General features: G+C 65.0%; 12 protein-coding genes and 1 tRNA gene. 5 read left to right on the plus strand and 8 right to left on the minus strand.

Annotated features, from left to right (window positions below; all coding sequences use genetic code 11):
* Positions 1-79 precede the first annotated feature (79 nt).
* Positions 80-277 (minus strand): helix-turn-helix transcriptional regulator, encoded by a 198-nt coding sequence (locus U0R18_RS08520; protein ID WP_526367760.1) that lies wholly within the window; start codon positions 275-277, stop codon positions 80-82.
* Between the two features lie 187 nt (positions 278-464).
* Between U0R18_RS08520 and U0R18_RS08525 the strand changes: the two genes are divergently transcribed.
* Positions 465-1,676, plus strand: coding sequence for a site-specific integrase (locus U0R18_RS08525; protein WP_526367761.1), 1,212 nt, complete (start codon positions 465-467; stop codon positions 1,674-1,676).
* Positions 1,677-1,696: 20 nt separating this feature from the next.
* A tRNA-Leu gene (locus U0R18_RS08530) sits at positions 1,697-1,770 on the plus strand.
* 112 nt (positions 1,771-1,882) lie between these two features.
* Here U0R18_RS08530 and U0R18_RS08535 read toward each other — a convergent pair.
* Entirely contained in the window at positions 1,883-2,542 is a 660-nt protein-coding gene (locus tag U0R18_RS08535; protein WP_526367762.1) for a peptidoglycan endopeptidase, read from the minus strand.
* A gap of 491 nt (positions 2,543-3,033) precedes the next feature.
* Between U0R18_RS08535 and U0R18_RS08540 the strand changes: the two genes are divergently transcribed.
* Complete coding sequence (locus tag U0R18_RS08540) at positions 3,034-3,366, plus strand: hypothetical protein (RefSeq protein WP_526367763.1); 333 nt, start codon at positions 3,034-3,036, stop codon at positions 3,364-3,366.
* Between the two features lie 37 nt (positions 3,367-3,403).
* Positions 3,404-4,519, plus strand: coding sequence for an alpha/beta hydrolase (locus tag U0R18_RS08545; RefSeq protein ID WP_526367764.1), 1,116 nt, complete (start codon positions 3,404-3,406; stop codon positions 4,517-4,519).
* 25 nt (positions 4,520-4,544) lie between these two features.
* On the opposite strand, the gene U0R18_RS08550 is transcribed toward U0R18_RS08545, so the two are convergent.
* The 4 genes from U0R18_RS08550 to U0R18_RS08565 all read right to left on the minus strand — a co-directional run bounded on the left by U0R18_RS08550 (position 4,545) and on the right by U0R18_RS08565 (position 12,219).
* The gene (locus U0R18_RS08550) at positions 4,545-7,289 is read right to left on the minus strand and encodes a TIR domain-containing protein (RefSeq protein WP_526367765.1); all 2,745 of its coding nucleotides are present in this window, start codon (positions 7,287-7,289) and stop codon (positions 4,545-4,547) included.
* Between the two features lie 25 nt (positions 7,290-7,314).
* Positions 7,315-7,818 carry a hypothetical protein gene (locus U0R18_RS08555; RefSeq protein WP_526367766.1) on the minus strand — a complete coding sequence of 168 codons (504 nt, stop codon included), beginning with the start codon at positions 7,816-7,818 and terminating at the stop codon, positions 7,315-7,317.
* Positions 7,819-7,999: 181 nt separating this feature from the next.
* Positions 8,000-9,370, minus strand: coding sequence for a phospholipase D-like domain-containing protein (locus tag U0R18_RS08560; RefSeq protein ID WP_526367767.1), 1,371 nt, complete (start codon positions 9,368-9,370; stop codon positions 8,000-8,002).
* Positions 9,367-12,219 carry a hypothetical protein gene (locus tag U0R18_RS08565; RefSeq protein ID WP_526367768.1) on the minus strand — a complete coding sequence of 951 codons (2,853 nt, stop codon included), beginning with the start codon at positions 12,217-12,219 and terminating at the stop codon, positions 9,367-9,369. Before U0R18_RS08565 ends, U0R18_RS08560 begins: the two co-directional genes overlap by 4 nt.
* Before the next feature lie 257 nt (positions 12,220-12,476).
* On the opposite strand from U0R18_RS08565, the gene U0R18_RS08570 reads away from it, so the two are divergent.
* Entirely contained in the window at positions 12,477-13,859 is a 1,383-nt protein-coding gene (locus tag U0R18_RS08570) for a WS/DGAT/MGAT family O-acyltransferase (protein WP_526367769.1), read from the plus strand.
* A 6-nt stretch (positions 13,860-13,865) separates the two neighbouring features.
* Here U0R18_RS08570 and U0R18_RS08575 read toward each other — a convergent pair whose 3' ends face one another.
* Together U0R18_RS08575 and U0R18_RS08580 are read right to left on the minus strand one after the other, a co-directional pair.
* On the minus strand, positions 13,866-14,837 hold the full coding sequence (locus U0R18_RS08575) for an LLM class flavin-dependent oxidoreductase (RefSeq protein ID WP_526367770.1): 972 nt from the start codon (positions 14,835-14,837) through the stop codon (positions 13,866-13,868).
* Positions 14,838-14,943: 106 nt separating this feature from the next.
* On the minus strand, positions 14,944-15,516 hold the full coding sequence (locus tag U0R18_RS08580; protein WP_526367771.1) for a DUF3060 domain-containing protein: 573 nt from the start codon (positions 15,514-15,516) through the stop codon (positions 14,944-14,946).
* Positions 15,517-15,519: the final 3 nt, after the last annotated feature.

Raw genomic sequence — 15,519 nt, forward strand, 5'->3', positions numbered from 1 at the left:
GGGAACTTCCGGTTGAGCGATCGGTTGGTTCGAACGAAAGGCCTCGGCTAGACCCCGAGGTCTTTCTCATTAGTGGCCATCACGCGGCATCGCCGCCTCCGCGTCGGGTTGCAGTCTCCCGCTGGGAGATCCATCGCAGAACCTCGTCGCGTCGATACACCACCCGGCGGCCCAGTGTGAAGCTCGCCGGACCGATATCGGAATGTCGCCAGTATCGCAGCGTCCCAACTGGCACGCCGGTTAGATCCGAGACTTCCCTAGCTCCGAGCAGTTCCATGAGATTCCTCCTGAATCACGATTGATTTGGCTGAGCCAACAGTGACCGGGAACGAGGTGACGTGTCCACCACCGCAGGCACATTCGTAGAAAAATCGTCCAGACTAGGCGGGCCCCGGTCGAAGGGGACACCTGGCTGCGGTTGCAAAGCGGATCTTCAATACGGATCACTGCGGTACGGTTGATTCGTGATTACCAGGAACGAACGGGCAGGAATCGATGACCGCTGGCACAAGCGTGTCAAAGGCCAGGATGGCGCCATGCGCACGGAGCGGTCTGCGGTGTACGGCAAGGTCTCGCGATGGCGTGTCAGATGGGTCGACAGCACAGGTGCTGAACGCACCAAGAGTTTTCAGCGCAAGCCGGATGCGCAGGCGTACCTCAACGGCCTGACCGCTGATCTTCAGCGCGGTGAGTATGTCGACCCGAGGAAGAGCGCGGAGACATTCGGGTCGGTGGCCGAGCAGTGGTTCGCCACCAAACAGCACCGCAAGCCGAAAACCGTTGCAGGATATCGCTCGTTGCTCGACACCGTGGTGCTGCCGAAGTGGGAAGGTGTTCCGCTGAAAAGGCTTGACTACGAGTCCTATTCGACGTGGCTGGGGTCGCTGTCGGTCGATGGTGGGCAACGTGGAGCCGGCTTATCGGCAAGTCGGATCACCCAAGCGCATCAGCTGGTAGGTGCTGTCCTCAAGTACGCCCAACGGACTGGCAAGGTGGCGAAGAACGTCGCGTTGGAGATCAAGCGGGACGAGGATCTTCCCGAGCAAGCCGAGCGTGAGCGGCGATACCTGAGCCATACCGAGTTGTTGATGCTGGCCAATGCTGCCGATCGGTTCGAGACCCTGACGCTGGTCCTGGGCTACTGCGGGCTGAGATTCGGCGAAGCTGTTGCGTTGAGACGCCGGCATGTGGGGGATCGGGTACTGACGGTGCGTTCGTCTGCAACGGCGGTCACCGGCAAGGGCATCGTGGAGTCGACGACCAAGACGAAGCGGGATCGCCACGTGCCTGTGCCCGAACCTGTCTGGAAGAAACTCAAGGCTGAGCTGCCCGCCGACCCGAATGCGCTGGTGTTTCCCAGTCGGAAGGGCGGGTTCCTGCCGCTCGGTGAGTACCGCTGGGCATTCGACAATGCGTGTGAAGACGTCGGCATCGAAGGGCTGGTACCTCACGGCCTCAGGCACACCACGGCGTCACTGGCGATCAGTGCAGGCGCTAACGTCAAGGTCGTGCAGAGACTCCTGGGGCATGCAACGGCGGCCATGACGCTCGATCGCTACGGGCACCTGCTCAACGACGATTTGAGCGGTGTGGCTGATGCGCTGGGCAAGGCCATCGACAGCACTGCGGTATCACTGCGGTATTCAGGACGCCGGAGAAGGGCTGAAACGGCCTAAAGTATCCTCTGAGCTGCAAAGCCCCCATAGCCCAATTGGCAGAGGCAGCGGACTTAAAATCCGCACAGTGTCGGTTCGAGTCCGACTGGGGGCACAACCGACATGAGGACCGGCCACCATCGTTCTGATCGACGTCGACCGGCACATGCGTCGTGAAAAGGATCGTCCCGCCAGCTGGAGCTGGCGGGACGATGTGGTCGAAGTTGTCAGATCGCAGCCGGGGCCGGGGCGTCCGCCGGTGGCGGTGGCAGCTCGGCAATGGCGGGCTCCACGATCACGGGCTGGCCCACAGGTGGCGGCGGCAGTTCGGCAACCGGGGGCGGGGCGAACGGGTCCGACGGCGGGAGTTCGGCCACCGCGGGTTCCACCGGGGGCGGCGCGACCGGCGCCGGCGGTGGCGGGGGTGCGAACGGGTCCAGCGGGGGCGGCGCGTCGGTGTTGCCGACGGTGACGATCGTGGGATCGCCCGCCGGAGCGGGGCCCGGTGCGGCGAGTTCGGCCGGCAGATACATGTGGTGGGTGAACTGCTTCTGGTAGGCGCCGCCGCCGCCCACCTTCACGCCGCGGCCACCCTCACCACTGGAGACGGGTGTGCCGTCGGGCAGGGTGACGGCGGTGTGGCCACGGTTCCAACCAATGACCAGTGCATTGGGCGCGGTGCCGTACTTGAAGCCACGGGCCAGCAGGGCGGCCTCTTCGTTGCCAGTGTGGAATCGGCCCGAATAGGGGTCCCGACCCACGGCAGCATTGGCGACCCAGGACGCGAGTCCCGAGCAGTCGGTGCCGGCGGACGTGTTGCCGCCCGGGATATACGGAGTTCCAGAAACCTGATTGATTAGCGACATCAAGGTGACAAGAGCAAACATGACGTCGACGCTAAACATGGAACTTGAATTGTCCAAAATCTGTGAAACGGATCACGCTCGGCCTTCGGGATGGTCCATCTAACAATCCTTGCTGGCATCACTATTCAGCAAAAAACCACCCTGAGCTGCTGCTATAACGAATTCTAGACAAATTTAATTGGTCTCAGATTGCCGTATTAATTGGCATGTCGTGCAAGCAGCATCACTTTTGAGACGTTTCTGTATCGGTTCTGTGGGGTGTTCTTTCCGCTTCGCGTTCGATATCAGCAGAATTCGCGGACCACTCGGACGCAATTCCCGGACCTTGACGGCAGTCGTCGCACCTGCCTGGCCGCAGCGCGACGCCTGTCACGTCGAGCCTCAGGTTGTATGCACTTCGATGGCCGTTGAGGGCGTGAAGGACGCCGATGAGCGCGATCGGCCGATGACACCACGACCCGGATGCCAAACCGCTGCCTTCGAGCACGCACTCCTATAGATAGGTAGGTGTGTTGAGGGCGACCCTGGGCGTGCTGTGCGCCGCTGCGGCGTTGTGGCTGGCCATCAGGACGTCCATGGACGTCTCGATGGCCGGCTTTCCCGACGGGTACATCACCGATTACGGGAAGGCCGTGGCCACACCCCTGCGCATCGTCACCTGGGTGGCACTGGGGCTTGCGGCGATAGCGCTGGGCATCGCCGTCGCGCCGATGCGATCACGGCTGCGCATCACTGGACTACTCGTCACCCTGGTGGCGGTGGCCGCATTGGCGTTCATCACATGGGTCGGGGTGCCCTGGTACTTCGGCACCCACCTCGGGCTCGACAACGGCGTGGGTGGCTAGCTGCGCCATGCACGCCTCGGATCATTAGGGTGGCCGCATGGTGATGGCTGACCGCCCCGAGGTCGACACCGCGTCGGCCCCGGTGACGGCGTTGACCGTGGTAGGGCTCGCGGAGTCGATGCTCAATGGGCTGGCCCGGGTTCCGTTCCGGCGTCCGTGGCAGGGCGCCGGCGGCATGCTCGGCAATCTCGGGCAATCGGTCACCCGGCAGGCGGTCCGCTCGTTCATGGGGTATTCGATGGGCCTGCCCATCGAGGAGTTCCGGTCGATGGAGAAGATCCTCGACGATCTGTGCCGCGTCGTGATGCCGCCCTTCGTCGGCTTCGCCGATGGCGTCGAGATCAAGTCCGACACCATCAACGGTGTGCCCGGTATCTGGTGCCGGGCCAAGGCCAGCTCCGATGCCTACCTCGACGAGGACGACCGGCCTCGGGGGATCAGGGCCACCGTGCTCTACCTGCACGGCGGCGGCTACATCGGGACGTCGCCGAGCATGTACTCGGCCTTCGCTTCGTCACTGGTCCGGATCACCGGCTGCGAGGTGTTCATTGCCGATTATCGGATGGCTCCCGAATTTCCTTTCCCCGCAGGGGTTCTCGACGCAGCCGATGTCTACCGCGGGCTTCTCGACCGCGGTGTGGAGGCATCCCATCTGATTGTGGCCGGTGATTCGGGCGGCGGGGGACTGGCCACCTCACTGATCGGATACCTGCACGACCAGGACATCGCAATGCCCGCCGCCCTGGCTTTGTTCTCACCCGAGATCGACCTGGACCTCAATCATCGGTCGGTCACCGAGAATGCCGCGCACGACATCCTGCCGTGGAGCGTGCCGGTGACCCCGTACCTGCATGGCGTGCAACCCGACGACGCCCGGGTGTCGTCGGTCTACGCCGAGCCGGACCCGGCGTGGCACCCGCCGACGTTCGTGTGTTGGGGCGCCGACGAGATGTTCCGCGATGGAATTCGGGAATATGTCGAGGGATTGGAGAAGGCCGGGGTCCGGGTTCGCGCGATGGAGGAGCCGGGAATGTTCCACGTGTTCCCGATCCTGATGCCGTGGGCCGCGGCGTCCAAGCGGGTCTTCAGCGCGCTCGAGGATCTCGCGCGCCGTGAAGCCACCCCTGATCCGACCGCCGAACAGACGCACTGAGGCTGCGCTCGACCAACTGGCATGGTCAGGTCCCGGCGATCGGCAGGCCGGGGCATCCTTCGATGTAGTCGATGTCCGGGCTGACCCATTCGTCCCACTGTTCGTGGCTCATGTTCTCGGTCAGCTTGGCGCACAGATCCGCGGGGCTTGCGACCGCCGGCCACACCCAGACCTCATTGTCTGCGGTGCCGATCGCCATCTGGGTGCCGTCGCCACTGAACACCGAGTTGATGACCGATGCCCGCGGACCGGTGATCGGGCGCCCGATGGCAGTACCGGCTCCGGCGTCCCAGAGTCGAACGTCGTTGTTCCGGCTGCCGGTGGCCACGCGGTTGCCCTGGGGACTGTATACCGCTGTCATCACGGCGTCGGTGTGGCCAACAGCCTTGTGCTGCAGCGGTTCCTGTGCAGTGAAATCCACGAAGGCGACCGTGCCCTCGAGCCCACCCAGCACCATCGTCGTGTCGGAGCCGAAGGCGCCGGTGAAGGCGACGCCCATGTCGTCGGAGTACACGGGCTCGTCGGAGTCGTCGTCCCAGATCGTCAGGTTGGCCCCACGGGTCGGATTGACGGTCAGGGATGCCACCCTCGTTCCGTCGCTGCCCAGGAAGACCGCCATCGCTGTGCCCGCGGTGACCTTCGTGGACCGCAATGGACCGGTGAGCGGTTTTCGCGTCTCGATGTCCCAGATCTGCGCGGTGCCGTCGAGGCTGCCGGTCGCGAAGCGCCTGCCCTGTGGGTCCAGTGCCAGCGAGATGACGCCCGAATCGCTGACGCGGATCGGTTCACCAACGGGCCGGCCCGACCGCGGGTCCCAGAGCCGGACGGTCCCTTCATCTCCCGACGAGATGAGGGCCTGTCCGTTCCGGCTGGCCACCAATCGCGCAATGCCCTTGGCGTGACCGGTAACGGGTGGCCCCAGCGGCTCATGGGTGACCGGATCCCAGCGCCGCACTGCACCGGCACTGTCGCCGGTGACGATCGCACCGTCGGGTCCATAGGCGACCGCAGTACCGGTCACGGTGCGTGCCGCACCGACATCGAAGATTCGCAACGTGCTGTCGGTACTGCCGACGGCAAGCGACCTGCCATCGGGACTGAACGCGAGACCCGTCAACAGTCCGTCGGAGGCTGGTATCGGAGCCCCCACCGGATGGCCGGTGGCGACGTCCCACAACCGAACCGTGTGGTCGAGCGAACCGGACGCGATCAGGGTGCCGTCGGGGCTCACTTCAACCAATGTGACTTCTGCCTGGTGCCCGGTGAGCGGCTCGCCGATCGGCAGGCCGGTGGCTGAATCCCACACCCGCAGTGTCTTGTCGTGACTGCCCGACACCAGACGTGCCCCATCCGGAGTGAACGCCAGGCTGGCGACGATGTCGGTGTGCGCTTCGCTCGGCGGTCCGACCTGCGCGCCGGTCGAGATCTTCGAGATGTGTACGGTCTTGCCCCGGGCCACCGCCAACCGGTCGGCCTTGTTCGAACCGAGTGCCACCTTGTCGACCGGTTCGGGATGGGTGGCCAGTACTTTTCCGGATGCGGCGTCGAGGATGTGCAGCCGGTGCCCGACGACGACCGCCAGCTTCTTGTCCTGGTCCCCGAACGTCACCCAGGTCGCGGGTTCGTCGAGGTTGAACGTCTTTCCGATCTGGTCGCCGCTGGCCACGTCCCAACGGCGTATGGTGTGGTCCGTTGACGCCGAAACCAACTGTGTGCCATCAGAATTGAACGAAACGAACGCGGTGTTGTCCTGATGTCCGGTCAGTGGCTCACCGTGCGGAGTGCCGGTGGCGGCGTCCCACAACCGGATGGCGCCGCCCTCCGTCCCGGTCGCGATCAAGGTGCCGTCGGGACTGTACGCAGGCCGGTAGACGAAACCCGCTGCGTTCGCGATCTTCCTGAGGGCATGCTGCTGCACCGCCGCGTCGTAGACCGCATCCCGATCGGGCTTGCCGGTCAGCGCCGCGGCGATCACCAGTTCCTGCAGGGCCCTGCTATCGCCGCCGGTGCGCGAATCGGCCAGCATGGCCTGCGCTTCGGACACCAGGCGAACGCCGGTCGCCTGATGGAAGTTCGCGATCGCAACGGAGCGTTGCCAGAAGGCAACCCCGGCCAGCACCAATGAAATCACCAGTGCGACAGCCACGGCCGAGAGCATCTTGCGGGTTCGGTTGCGGGACTCGCGTTGGCTGCGCAGGACGAACTCGGCGTGGCTGGCCGTCGGCGCCGGCGTCTTGCCGGCTTGCCCGGACAGCCAGGTCTCGGCGTCGCGGAGCTCCTGGCCGCGCAATAGGGCACCGCGGTCCTGCCCGCCACGTCGCCAACCCTCGGCTCGCTGCCCCCACTTGGTGTGCCCGCGCACCCAGTCGACATCGGTGTCCAGGGCGCGGATGAGCTCGTCGACGCTCGCGTCGAAATCGTCGTCGAACAAACCCTCCTGGGGGATCCAACTGTGCGAGGCAAGGGGTTCCGGTGGCGTCTCGGCCAGCCTGCGGTGGGCGATCGGGATCATGCGCTTGTTGCGCTCCAGGGCATAGTCGAGTTCGCGACGGCAATATTCGGATTCCAGGGCGCGCGGACTCAGGACGAAACAGAAGGCATCACTGCCGCCGATACCGTCCCTGAGGTCTTGCATGAACTCGCTGGCCGGCGGGATGTCCTCCAGGTCAACCCAACAATCGCGACCACGTGCTTCGAGAGCTGCCGCAAGACGAGCGACGAATTCCTTGCTCTCTTGTCGGGAGTAGGAGAGAAACGCGTCGTTGGCCATGACACCCACCGAGTCCGGTTGTTCCTCACACGCCCGCTAGCTTTGCCGCCTGCTGGTTGAAGACCTGCATCGCGACATCGGTGTGTTCAGGATTGAAGTCGGCGCGGAAGAACACACCTCGGTAGGAACCCATGACGTAAATGCTGTCGTTCATGTTGGCCGCTGCCGCCCAGGGCGGTACCCCGGGGACGTCGGTCGGCGTCATGATGAATGGTCGGTTGCCGGGCTTGTCCATGAGGTACCTCTCGGAGACCGAACCGCATTTGGGCACCAGCTCCTTCGCATCCGGTGGATCCGGGGTGACGTAGAGCCAGAAATTGATGACCGGCATCGACAGGACCTCGATCGGCATCATCCGAATCGATACCCGCTGGGTGTGGTCGACATCGCCCACCAGTGGCGCGCACTCGGCCGGGACGTACTTGTCCGCGCGCGGCGGCGAATCTTCGGACCGGATCTTCCCGACCTGCCACTCGCCGCCCTCGACCTTCGGCAGCGACGAGGGCTCGACCAGCATGGCCTTGGTCAATTTGCTGATGGGTGATGCAGGATCGTCGGAGTGAGTCGCGCTGCATGATGCGAGGATCAGCAGGCCGCATGCCGCCCCCGCGCGGATCAACCGCTTCAACGATCGTCGTGGTGCCACTGGTCGCGCCCCCATGTCGCTACCATAACCCGCGATAAGGGCGGCACAGGCCGGATCTCCCGGCCTATTCCACCACTTCGAATGGATTGCCTCCGCCGATCGGCTTGCGCAGCTCCTTGATCTCATCGTCCAGCGTCGCCGACGCATCCCGGGGCCACTTGTAGTTCGGATCGCGGTCCTGCAGCAGCCGCTCCCACAGTTTGATCCGCAGCGCTCGCGCGAAGGAGACCTTCGGGAAGCCGAGTGAGTCACCTTTGACCTTGCTGGTGAACCCGACCCCGAACTCGCCCTCCGCCCAGGCGGCCACACTCGTCAGGGACGGCTGCCAGAAGTTGGCCGAACCGATGATGACGAACGGATCGTCGGAGTTGTCGTCGAAGATCCACGTCTTGGAGTGCACGAACTTCTTGTCGTTCGGGACCTGCAGCAGCACTGCGCCTTTGAGCATCTGGACCAGGGTGTCGCGCCCGGCCGGATCGGGCGGACCGACCGATCTCTTGTTGGTTATCACCACCAATTTCACGCCGCGGCTGATGGCATCCTGCAGCAGGTGTTCCAACGTGTCGGGAAGGTCGGGTACATCCGCGCGCGATCTGGGTGACGAGCCACCGGCCGGATTGGTCCGCTTGGGTGCCGGACCCATGATCTGGAAGAACTGCTCCTCGATGTAGATGGATTCCCTGGCCGTCGCGATCGCCCGGCTCAGCAGGGCGTAATAGGTGTGCTCGCCATCCTTGGCGTAGGTGCGTTTCCAGTTGGTGGTGTCCGTCGGGAACGGTGGATACGTTCGGACGAACTGCACCCGGTGGGCGTCCCCCGACGCCGACGGCAGCGACTTCTGCGTCGCGCTCACCCCGCCCAGCGGCGGCTTGATCGACTCCCACCGCTCCTCGAGCGTCTTGCGGCCCAAATGCGCTCCCAGACCGATGATCTCGGCGTGCACGTCGAACCAACCAGGATCGGTGCGGCGGCCGAGGGTAACGTCCATACCGCCCACGAACAGGTTGGTGCTCGACTCGAGCTTGAGGAACGCGGCCTTCTGGTGCTGCGACGTATCGGGATGCAGCTGATCGTCGATGACGGATTCATCGAGCTTCTTGTCCTTGGCCTCCTGCACCTCGGCGGCGTTGTCGCTCCAGGTGTGCGAGCGCGTCAACATCAATCGCACCCGCGCCCCGCGTCCGCGCGCCGACTGCATGAATGTGATCGGCTGCGAGACATCGCCGAATTTCTGCGTCAGAACCATGAACACGCTGAAAGCCCAACCGGCCAGGAAGATCTCATGGTTGGCTCCAGCCTGCGACATCAGTCCGGCCAGCCGGTCGTAGTAGGACTGATAGTCGGTGTAGACGCGGATCTCGGCGGTCTGGACCGTCTGGAAGCACCATTCGTCGGGTGCGCCGGGAGCCGCGGCCGGAAGGAACCAATCGGTCAAATCTGCCGTCCGGTCTTGGGATCGTAGGTGACCTCCACCGGAACCACCTGATCGGTCGGGAGCACCTCCACCCACTGGTCGAACACCTGGAAGTCCTCGGTGCCCGGTGTGGCGCGGAACCCGCCGTCCAGCGGATAGAACCCGTGCTCGTACACCTTGTCGATGGGCGTGGCCGAGACCCGGTTGTCGTCGTCGATCTCCTCGCTCGGATAGCGACCCACCTTCAGGGATTCGTCATGCTTCTCGGCCACCACATCGCACAGATGGTTGATCGCGTCGCGCACCGTGACGGACGGTCCGGTATGGGGAATCCCGGCCAGCTCATCGGCCGGCGCAACGTACACATCGTCCAGTCCTTCGGTGCCCTCGATGTGCAGGCGCTGCAACCAATTCATCGCCGCGCGTTCCTTTCCGGGGCGGATCGGGATCACCGCCTTGACCCACGGCGCGTTGAGGAACGAGTTGCGCAGATCGTCACCGTCGAGCTGCAGCAGCCAGCCCAGCGATGAGCCCAGCTTCGCCGGATGCGACTCCTCGGTGATGTAGTAGTCATCCACCCGGTTGTCGGCCCCGCCCCACGACACGGTGTCCATGGCGGCGATCTGGCTGTTCTTCACCGCCTTGGCGCTGCCGGCGCTGGTGATGACGTTCTTCACGGCGTCGGCCTGCAGCTCGCCGAACACCGACGTGGCCACCGTGGTCTGTAGCGCCGGTGAGGCGGCAACGTCCGACGGTGTGCGCAGGCCGCCGAGTGACTGATGGCTGTGGTGCAGGCGGGGGCGCCACCATTCCGGAGCCACGAAGTACAACATCTTGTCGACATCGAAGATCGTGTTGAGCAACTCGGACACCACGTGCCGGGTGCGGTCATCCGGCATGGGCAGGTCCTTGGTCAGCATCTCCTGGACCAGGCTGCGGTAGACCACAATTCGCTCTTCCTCGCGCAGATCCTCGAACGGGCGCGGCTCGATATTGCTGGCCTTGTTGATCCGGTCGCGGGCCGCCTCGACGAACGCCTTCTCGAATTCGCGGCGGGTCTGCTCGTTGAACTTGTCCGTGGCCGCGGTGTTCTTGGCGGTGACGTCGTCGCGGGTGGCCTGCGTCGGCTGCCAGGTGACCTTGGCGGTGACGCGCAGCGGTGAGACGTTGCGGAAATTGACGTGCTCGAGGTGGATGCCGAACGAGATGTGGCCGGGTGAACTCTCCACCAGGCCGCGGACCGAGATCTCGATGTCGTTGCCGCCGTGGTCGAAATCGATGATCCCCTTGTCGATCTCGCCGTCCGGACCGAACTCGAAACCGGGTTGATCGCACACCGCGATGAAGCCGTCGAAATCAGCCTTGATGCGCTCGGGGTCGCCCTCGGACGTGTCGAGGTTGACCTCCTTGCCATCCTCGTACGCCTCGTCCATATCGTCCTCGGGGATGGTGTCCTCGGTCATCGGCACGAACGGGATGTCGATCGGATGCTCGGTGATGAACGGTGTGGGCATCGGGATGGCCTCCGGCGGCGGCACGCTGCCCAGCTCCGGATCCTTGGCCAGATGTACCAGTTTGGAGACGCCGAGCTGACGGCCGGGATCGTCGACGTAGGTCTGCCAGCAGAGGTAGGTCCCGATGTCCTGGACCTGGACGCCCACCTGCCGCATCTTGCGGCGCATCTCGTAGTTGATCAGCTTGTCCGTGGTGTTGGCCAGGACGTAGCGGCGGCTCGAGGTGTCGGTGGTCTCGGTGACCGTCCGGAACGTCGTCTTGTAGTTCTTGCGGATCTCGGTCGACAGCTTCTCGGTCTGCTCCCGCATCTTCTTATGGGTGACCTCGCGTGCCGTCGACTGGGTCTTGGCCAGATCGATCTTGGCCGACGCGCTGGCGCTGCCCCCGATCCAGCTCTGGTTCGCGGTGGTGTCGACGCCGAACTTCGTATCGGACTTGTTCTCGTCCTTGACCGCATCGGACAGCTCGTCGCGCTCGGTGCTCGACTTCTCGGACTTGACGACGGTTTCGGTGGAACTCTCTGTGGTCCGTTCCTCGAGCGTCTTGCGCGTACTGATCTCGACCAGTTCGACCGTCGCACCGGGGCTCATCCACACGTGACCCACGGGCGGGCCGAGGAACGTGTCGAACTCGAAGAAGTACTGGCGGAACAGGTGCACGATCCCCAGTGGTGACAGGCTCACTCGATCCAGGTCGCGAAAAGGGTCCATGTAGTCGAGCGGGTCGCGGAACTTCAGCAGCGCCGAGAGTCGGGCCAGGTTCCGGTCCGGCCGGTAGAACAGGTCCCGCAGTTCGTCGAAGTGCTGGTTGTCCTTGAGGTACATGAGGAAGCCGGCGACGGCGGACTCGCGCTGCAACTGCTCGGCGACCATGCCCGTGACCGCCTCGGGCCCCCGAACGGCCCCGTCATCTGTGGTCTTGCGGCCCGTCGCCGCCGTGTGCCACTGCTGCGTTCGCGGAATCACCACGCCGTCCAGGGTCTTCTTGATCGCGGCCGGTTTGATCGCGCGGTCCCACACCGATTCGTCGTACTCGCTCAGTGGCGGCAACGAGCCGGCGATGCTCTCCATCACGAAGCTGCCCCCGAACCGCGTCTCGGCGTCTCGCAACTGTGCCGGTTCGAGTTCGGTGATGCGGGCCAACGACTTTCGTGGATCGAGTTTGATCTCGAATTGGCTCTTGAATTTCTTGTACAGCGCCTCGAAGGCAGCCGCCTTGTCGACCGCGAAGCCGCGGTCCCAGCGGCGGGTCATGCGTTTGGCGCGCCAGCCCAGCATCGGCTGATAGACGCCGAAGATCTCGCTGTCGTAAGGAAGAATGTTCGCGTAGGACGTGAAATCCGTGATCCTCTTCATGAGCGAATCGTAGTGATGGCCGGCCGCTCACAGTAGACTTTCAGGAACCGAAGATGCCGCTGTGGGCGGTCCAGGGCCCCTTCTCCACGTATGGAATCATGTTCTAGAACAACACTTTTCGTGATGACAGCGGCTGGGCACGCGCATGTTTGCCCACCGGGGCGCTGGGTTCCCGCGGAGCCATCCGCGGTGGGGACCCCCGTCGCAATCTCCCGAAGTCCGCCAGAAGCCGCTCGCGGTCTCTATACACTGACCACGTGAACCGGCTCTCCAGCGTCGACGCCGCCTTCTGGTTCGCCGAAACCCCCAGCTGGCACATGCACGGCGGCGGTCTGGCGATCTGCGACCCCTCCAACGCACCCGACTTCTCCTTCGAAGCGGTCCGTGACATCGTCGCGGCGCGACTGCCCGAGATCCCGCAATTGCGCTACCGCGTGACCGGTTCGCGGCTGGGTCTGGATCGGCCGTGGTTCGTCGAGGACTCCGAACTCGACCTCGATCACCACATCCGCCACATCAAGCTGCCCCGCCCGGGCGGCCGGGCTCAACTCGACGAGCTGGTGGAGCGGCTGCTGGCGCGAAAGCTGGACCGCAGCAGGGCGCTGTGGCAGTTGTTCTACATCGACGGCCTCGAGGACGGGCGCGTCGCGATCCTGACCAAACTGCACCACACCGTCGTCGACGGCATGTCCGGGGCGGGGCTCAGCGAGATCCTCTTCGACATCACGCCGCAGCCCCGGCCGCCCGTCGTCGAGGTCGACCGCTCACTCGTGGGCATCACCATCCCGCGGATCGAACGGCGGGCGCTGGGATCGATCGTCAACGTCGCGGTGATGACACCCATCCGCCTGACCCGCATCGCGCAGCAGACGGTCACCCAGCAATTGGCCACTTGGCGGATGCCGAACAAGCCGCCGCGGTATTTCGAGGCCCCGCACACCCGCTTCAACGCGCCGCTGTCGCCGCAGCGACGGATCACGAGCACGGTGGTGGACCTGGGCCGGGTCAAGGCGGTCAAGAACGCCTTTGGGGTGAAGCTGAATGACGTTGTGCTGGCGCTGATCTCGGGAGCCATGCGCTACTACCTGGATGCGCACAACGAGCTTCCGGAGCGCCCGCTGGTGGCCCAGGTGCCGGTGTCGACCCGCGGCGACAGCAATGAGGTCGGCAATCAGGTCAGTTCGATGACGGTCGGGCTGGCCACCGACATCGTCGACCCGGGCAAGCGGATCCGGGCGATCTATGCCAGTTCCCAGGGCGCCAAGGAGATGGCCACTGCGCTGACGGCGCACCAGATCATGGGCCTGACGGAGACCACGCCGCCCGGGCTGCTCGGTCTGGCGGCCCGGGCCTACACCGCGAGCAGCCTCGGCGGCAACATCGCGCCCATCAACGTCGTCGTCTCCAATGTGCCCGGTGCGGACTTCCCGCTCTACCTGGCCGGCGCGGAGGTCGAGTACTTCGTGCCGCTGGGTCCGCTGGTGATGGACGTCGGCCTGAACATCACCTGCCTGAGCTACCGTGGACTGCTCACGTTCGGCTTCGTCACCACACCGCAGATCGCCGACGACATCGACGAATTGGCCGACCGGATGGTACCGGCGCTGGAAGAACTCGAGAAAGCCGCCGCCAAGCTGTAGGACGCCTCACGCGGCCGGGATGAGCGCGCATTGCGCGACCATCTCGCCCAGTGCCGCGTCCTCGGCGCCGTCGGAGGGAACCGACAGCACCATTCCGGCGCACACCCCGGAATACCACTCGGCCAGTACTGCGGGCATGTCGCCGTAGACACCTTGGGGGACAAGCAGATCCACGAGTCCGGGATCATCGGCGGACATCCCGAGCACCTCCAGCTGCCGCTGGTAGGCCGGCGTGCTGTAGAGGAAGGCCAGCTCGGAGCGGCGGTCCTCCCGCCGGATCGCCAGTTCGGTGGCCGAATCAGCCAGCAGTGGTTGCGGATTGGTGATGACAGAGGGTCCGGTGTCGGTGCGTCCGGCGGCCGAGGCGCCCTCGGCGAGGGCGGGCAGGATGTTCGCCGCGAGAATGCGCGGGTGCGAACTGGTCGGATGGCACACGAAGCCATCGGCCTTCGCGCCCGCCATGACGCACATGCGCCGGTTGACGCCGCCGGTCCAGATGTGTGGTGCCGGCAGGCCCAGTGGGCCCGGATTGAAGTACTGCTGCAACCGGGTGAAACGGTAATGCGGTCCTTCATGATTCAACGCTTCGCCGGTCTCGAAGGATCTGAAGATGGCCCGCAGCGAGTCGATGTAGTCGCCCAGCCGGCCGACGGGGTCGGACCATTCGGTGGAGAACCGTCCGACGATGTTCCCGCGGACCTGCGACGCGATGCCCAGTTCGAATCGCCCGCCGGAGAGCCCGGCCAGATCCCATGCCCCGTATGCGGTGACCATCGGGCTGCGCGGAAAGGCGACCACCATGCTGGTTCGCACGACGAGCCGGTCGGTGGCGCCCAGCGCGAGTGCGGCAACCACGAACGGGTCGTGGATGGTCTCCGGGACGTGCAGCACGTCGAAGCCGAGGCGTTCGACCCGGGCGGCCCACCCGGCAACGTCGCGCAGTGCGGTACGTCCCGGCAGCGATGCGATCATCTGCATTCTAGTTGCCCGACAACCAGTCTCGGGCCGGCGAGCGGCCACTTTCGTACACGCGCACCGGCGTGTCCCCGTACAGACCCGGCCGCTCGCGGGAAGGACAATGGGGTCAGCCCTGCGTGACGGTGACGTCCGAGCCGGAGGAGTCGATCCGCGGATCGCCGGAGTGGTACGTCACGCGGTTGCTGATGCCGGAGGCCTCGATGACGTCCGCCGACTCCAGGGTGACGATGTTCTCGATGCCCGACACCCCGACGCGGTCACAGTGCCCGGTGATCTCGACGGTGTTGTTGATGCCCGAGATCTCCACGGCGCCGCCCGTGCAGGTGACGCTTCGATGCTCGGCGATGCCGCTCAGGGAGATGGAGCCGCCGCCGGCCACCGTGGTGGGTCCGGTGGGTTCCACCTGGGGCGGCATCGGGATCACCGGCACGGCGGGGGTGGTGCGGGGTGCGGTGGTGCGCGACGGCGCCGGTGTGCGCGTGTGGGTGGGCCGGTCGGTGGCGGCAACCGGTGTGCCACTGGTGGTTTCGCGACCGAACAACGCGTAGGCGGCGGCGCAGAGGATGACGATCAACAGGCCGAGGCCGAAGAGCAGGCGCGAGATCGCCCGGTTGTCGGTGCCTGCCGGAGACTCCGTGGTGTACGGAGTGGTGGTGCCGAGTTCCTCCGGTTGGGTCATCGG

Origin of the sequence: Mycobacterium sp. (genome assembly GCF_046330795.1) — a bacterium.
GTDB lineage: Bacteria > Actinomycetota > Actinomycetes > Mycobacteriales > Mycobacteriaceae > Mycobacterium.

Coding starts and splice junctions, on each gene's coding strand:
- U0R18_RS08520 (WP_526367760.1), bottom strand. CDS start 277: ATGGAACTGCTCGGAGCTAGGGAAGTCTCGGATCTAACCGGCGTGCCA.
- U0R18_RS08535 (WP_526367762.1), bottom strand. CDS start 2,542: ATGTTTGCTCTTGTCACCTTGATGTCGCTAATCAATCAGGTTTCTGGA.
- U0R18_RS08545 (WP_526367764.1), top strand. CDS start 3,404: ATGGTGATGGCTGACCGCCCCGAGGTCGACACCGCGTCGGCCCCGGTG.
- U0R18_RS08550 (WP_526367765.1), bottom strand. CDS start 7,289: ATGGCCAACGACGCGTTTCTCTCCTACTCCCGACAAGAGAGCAAGGAA.
- U0R18_RS08565 (WP_526367768.1), bottom strand. CDS start 12,219: ATGAAGAGGATCACGGATTTCACGTCCTACGCGAACATTCTTCCTTAC.
- U0R18_RS08575 (WP_526367770.1), bottom strand. CDS start 14,837: ATGCAGATGATCGCATCGCTGCCGGGACGTACCGCACTGCGCGACGTT.
- U0R18_RS08580 (WP_526367771.1), bottom strand. CDS start 15,516: ATGACCCAACCGGAGGAACTCGGCACCACCACTCCGTACACCACGGAG.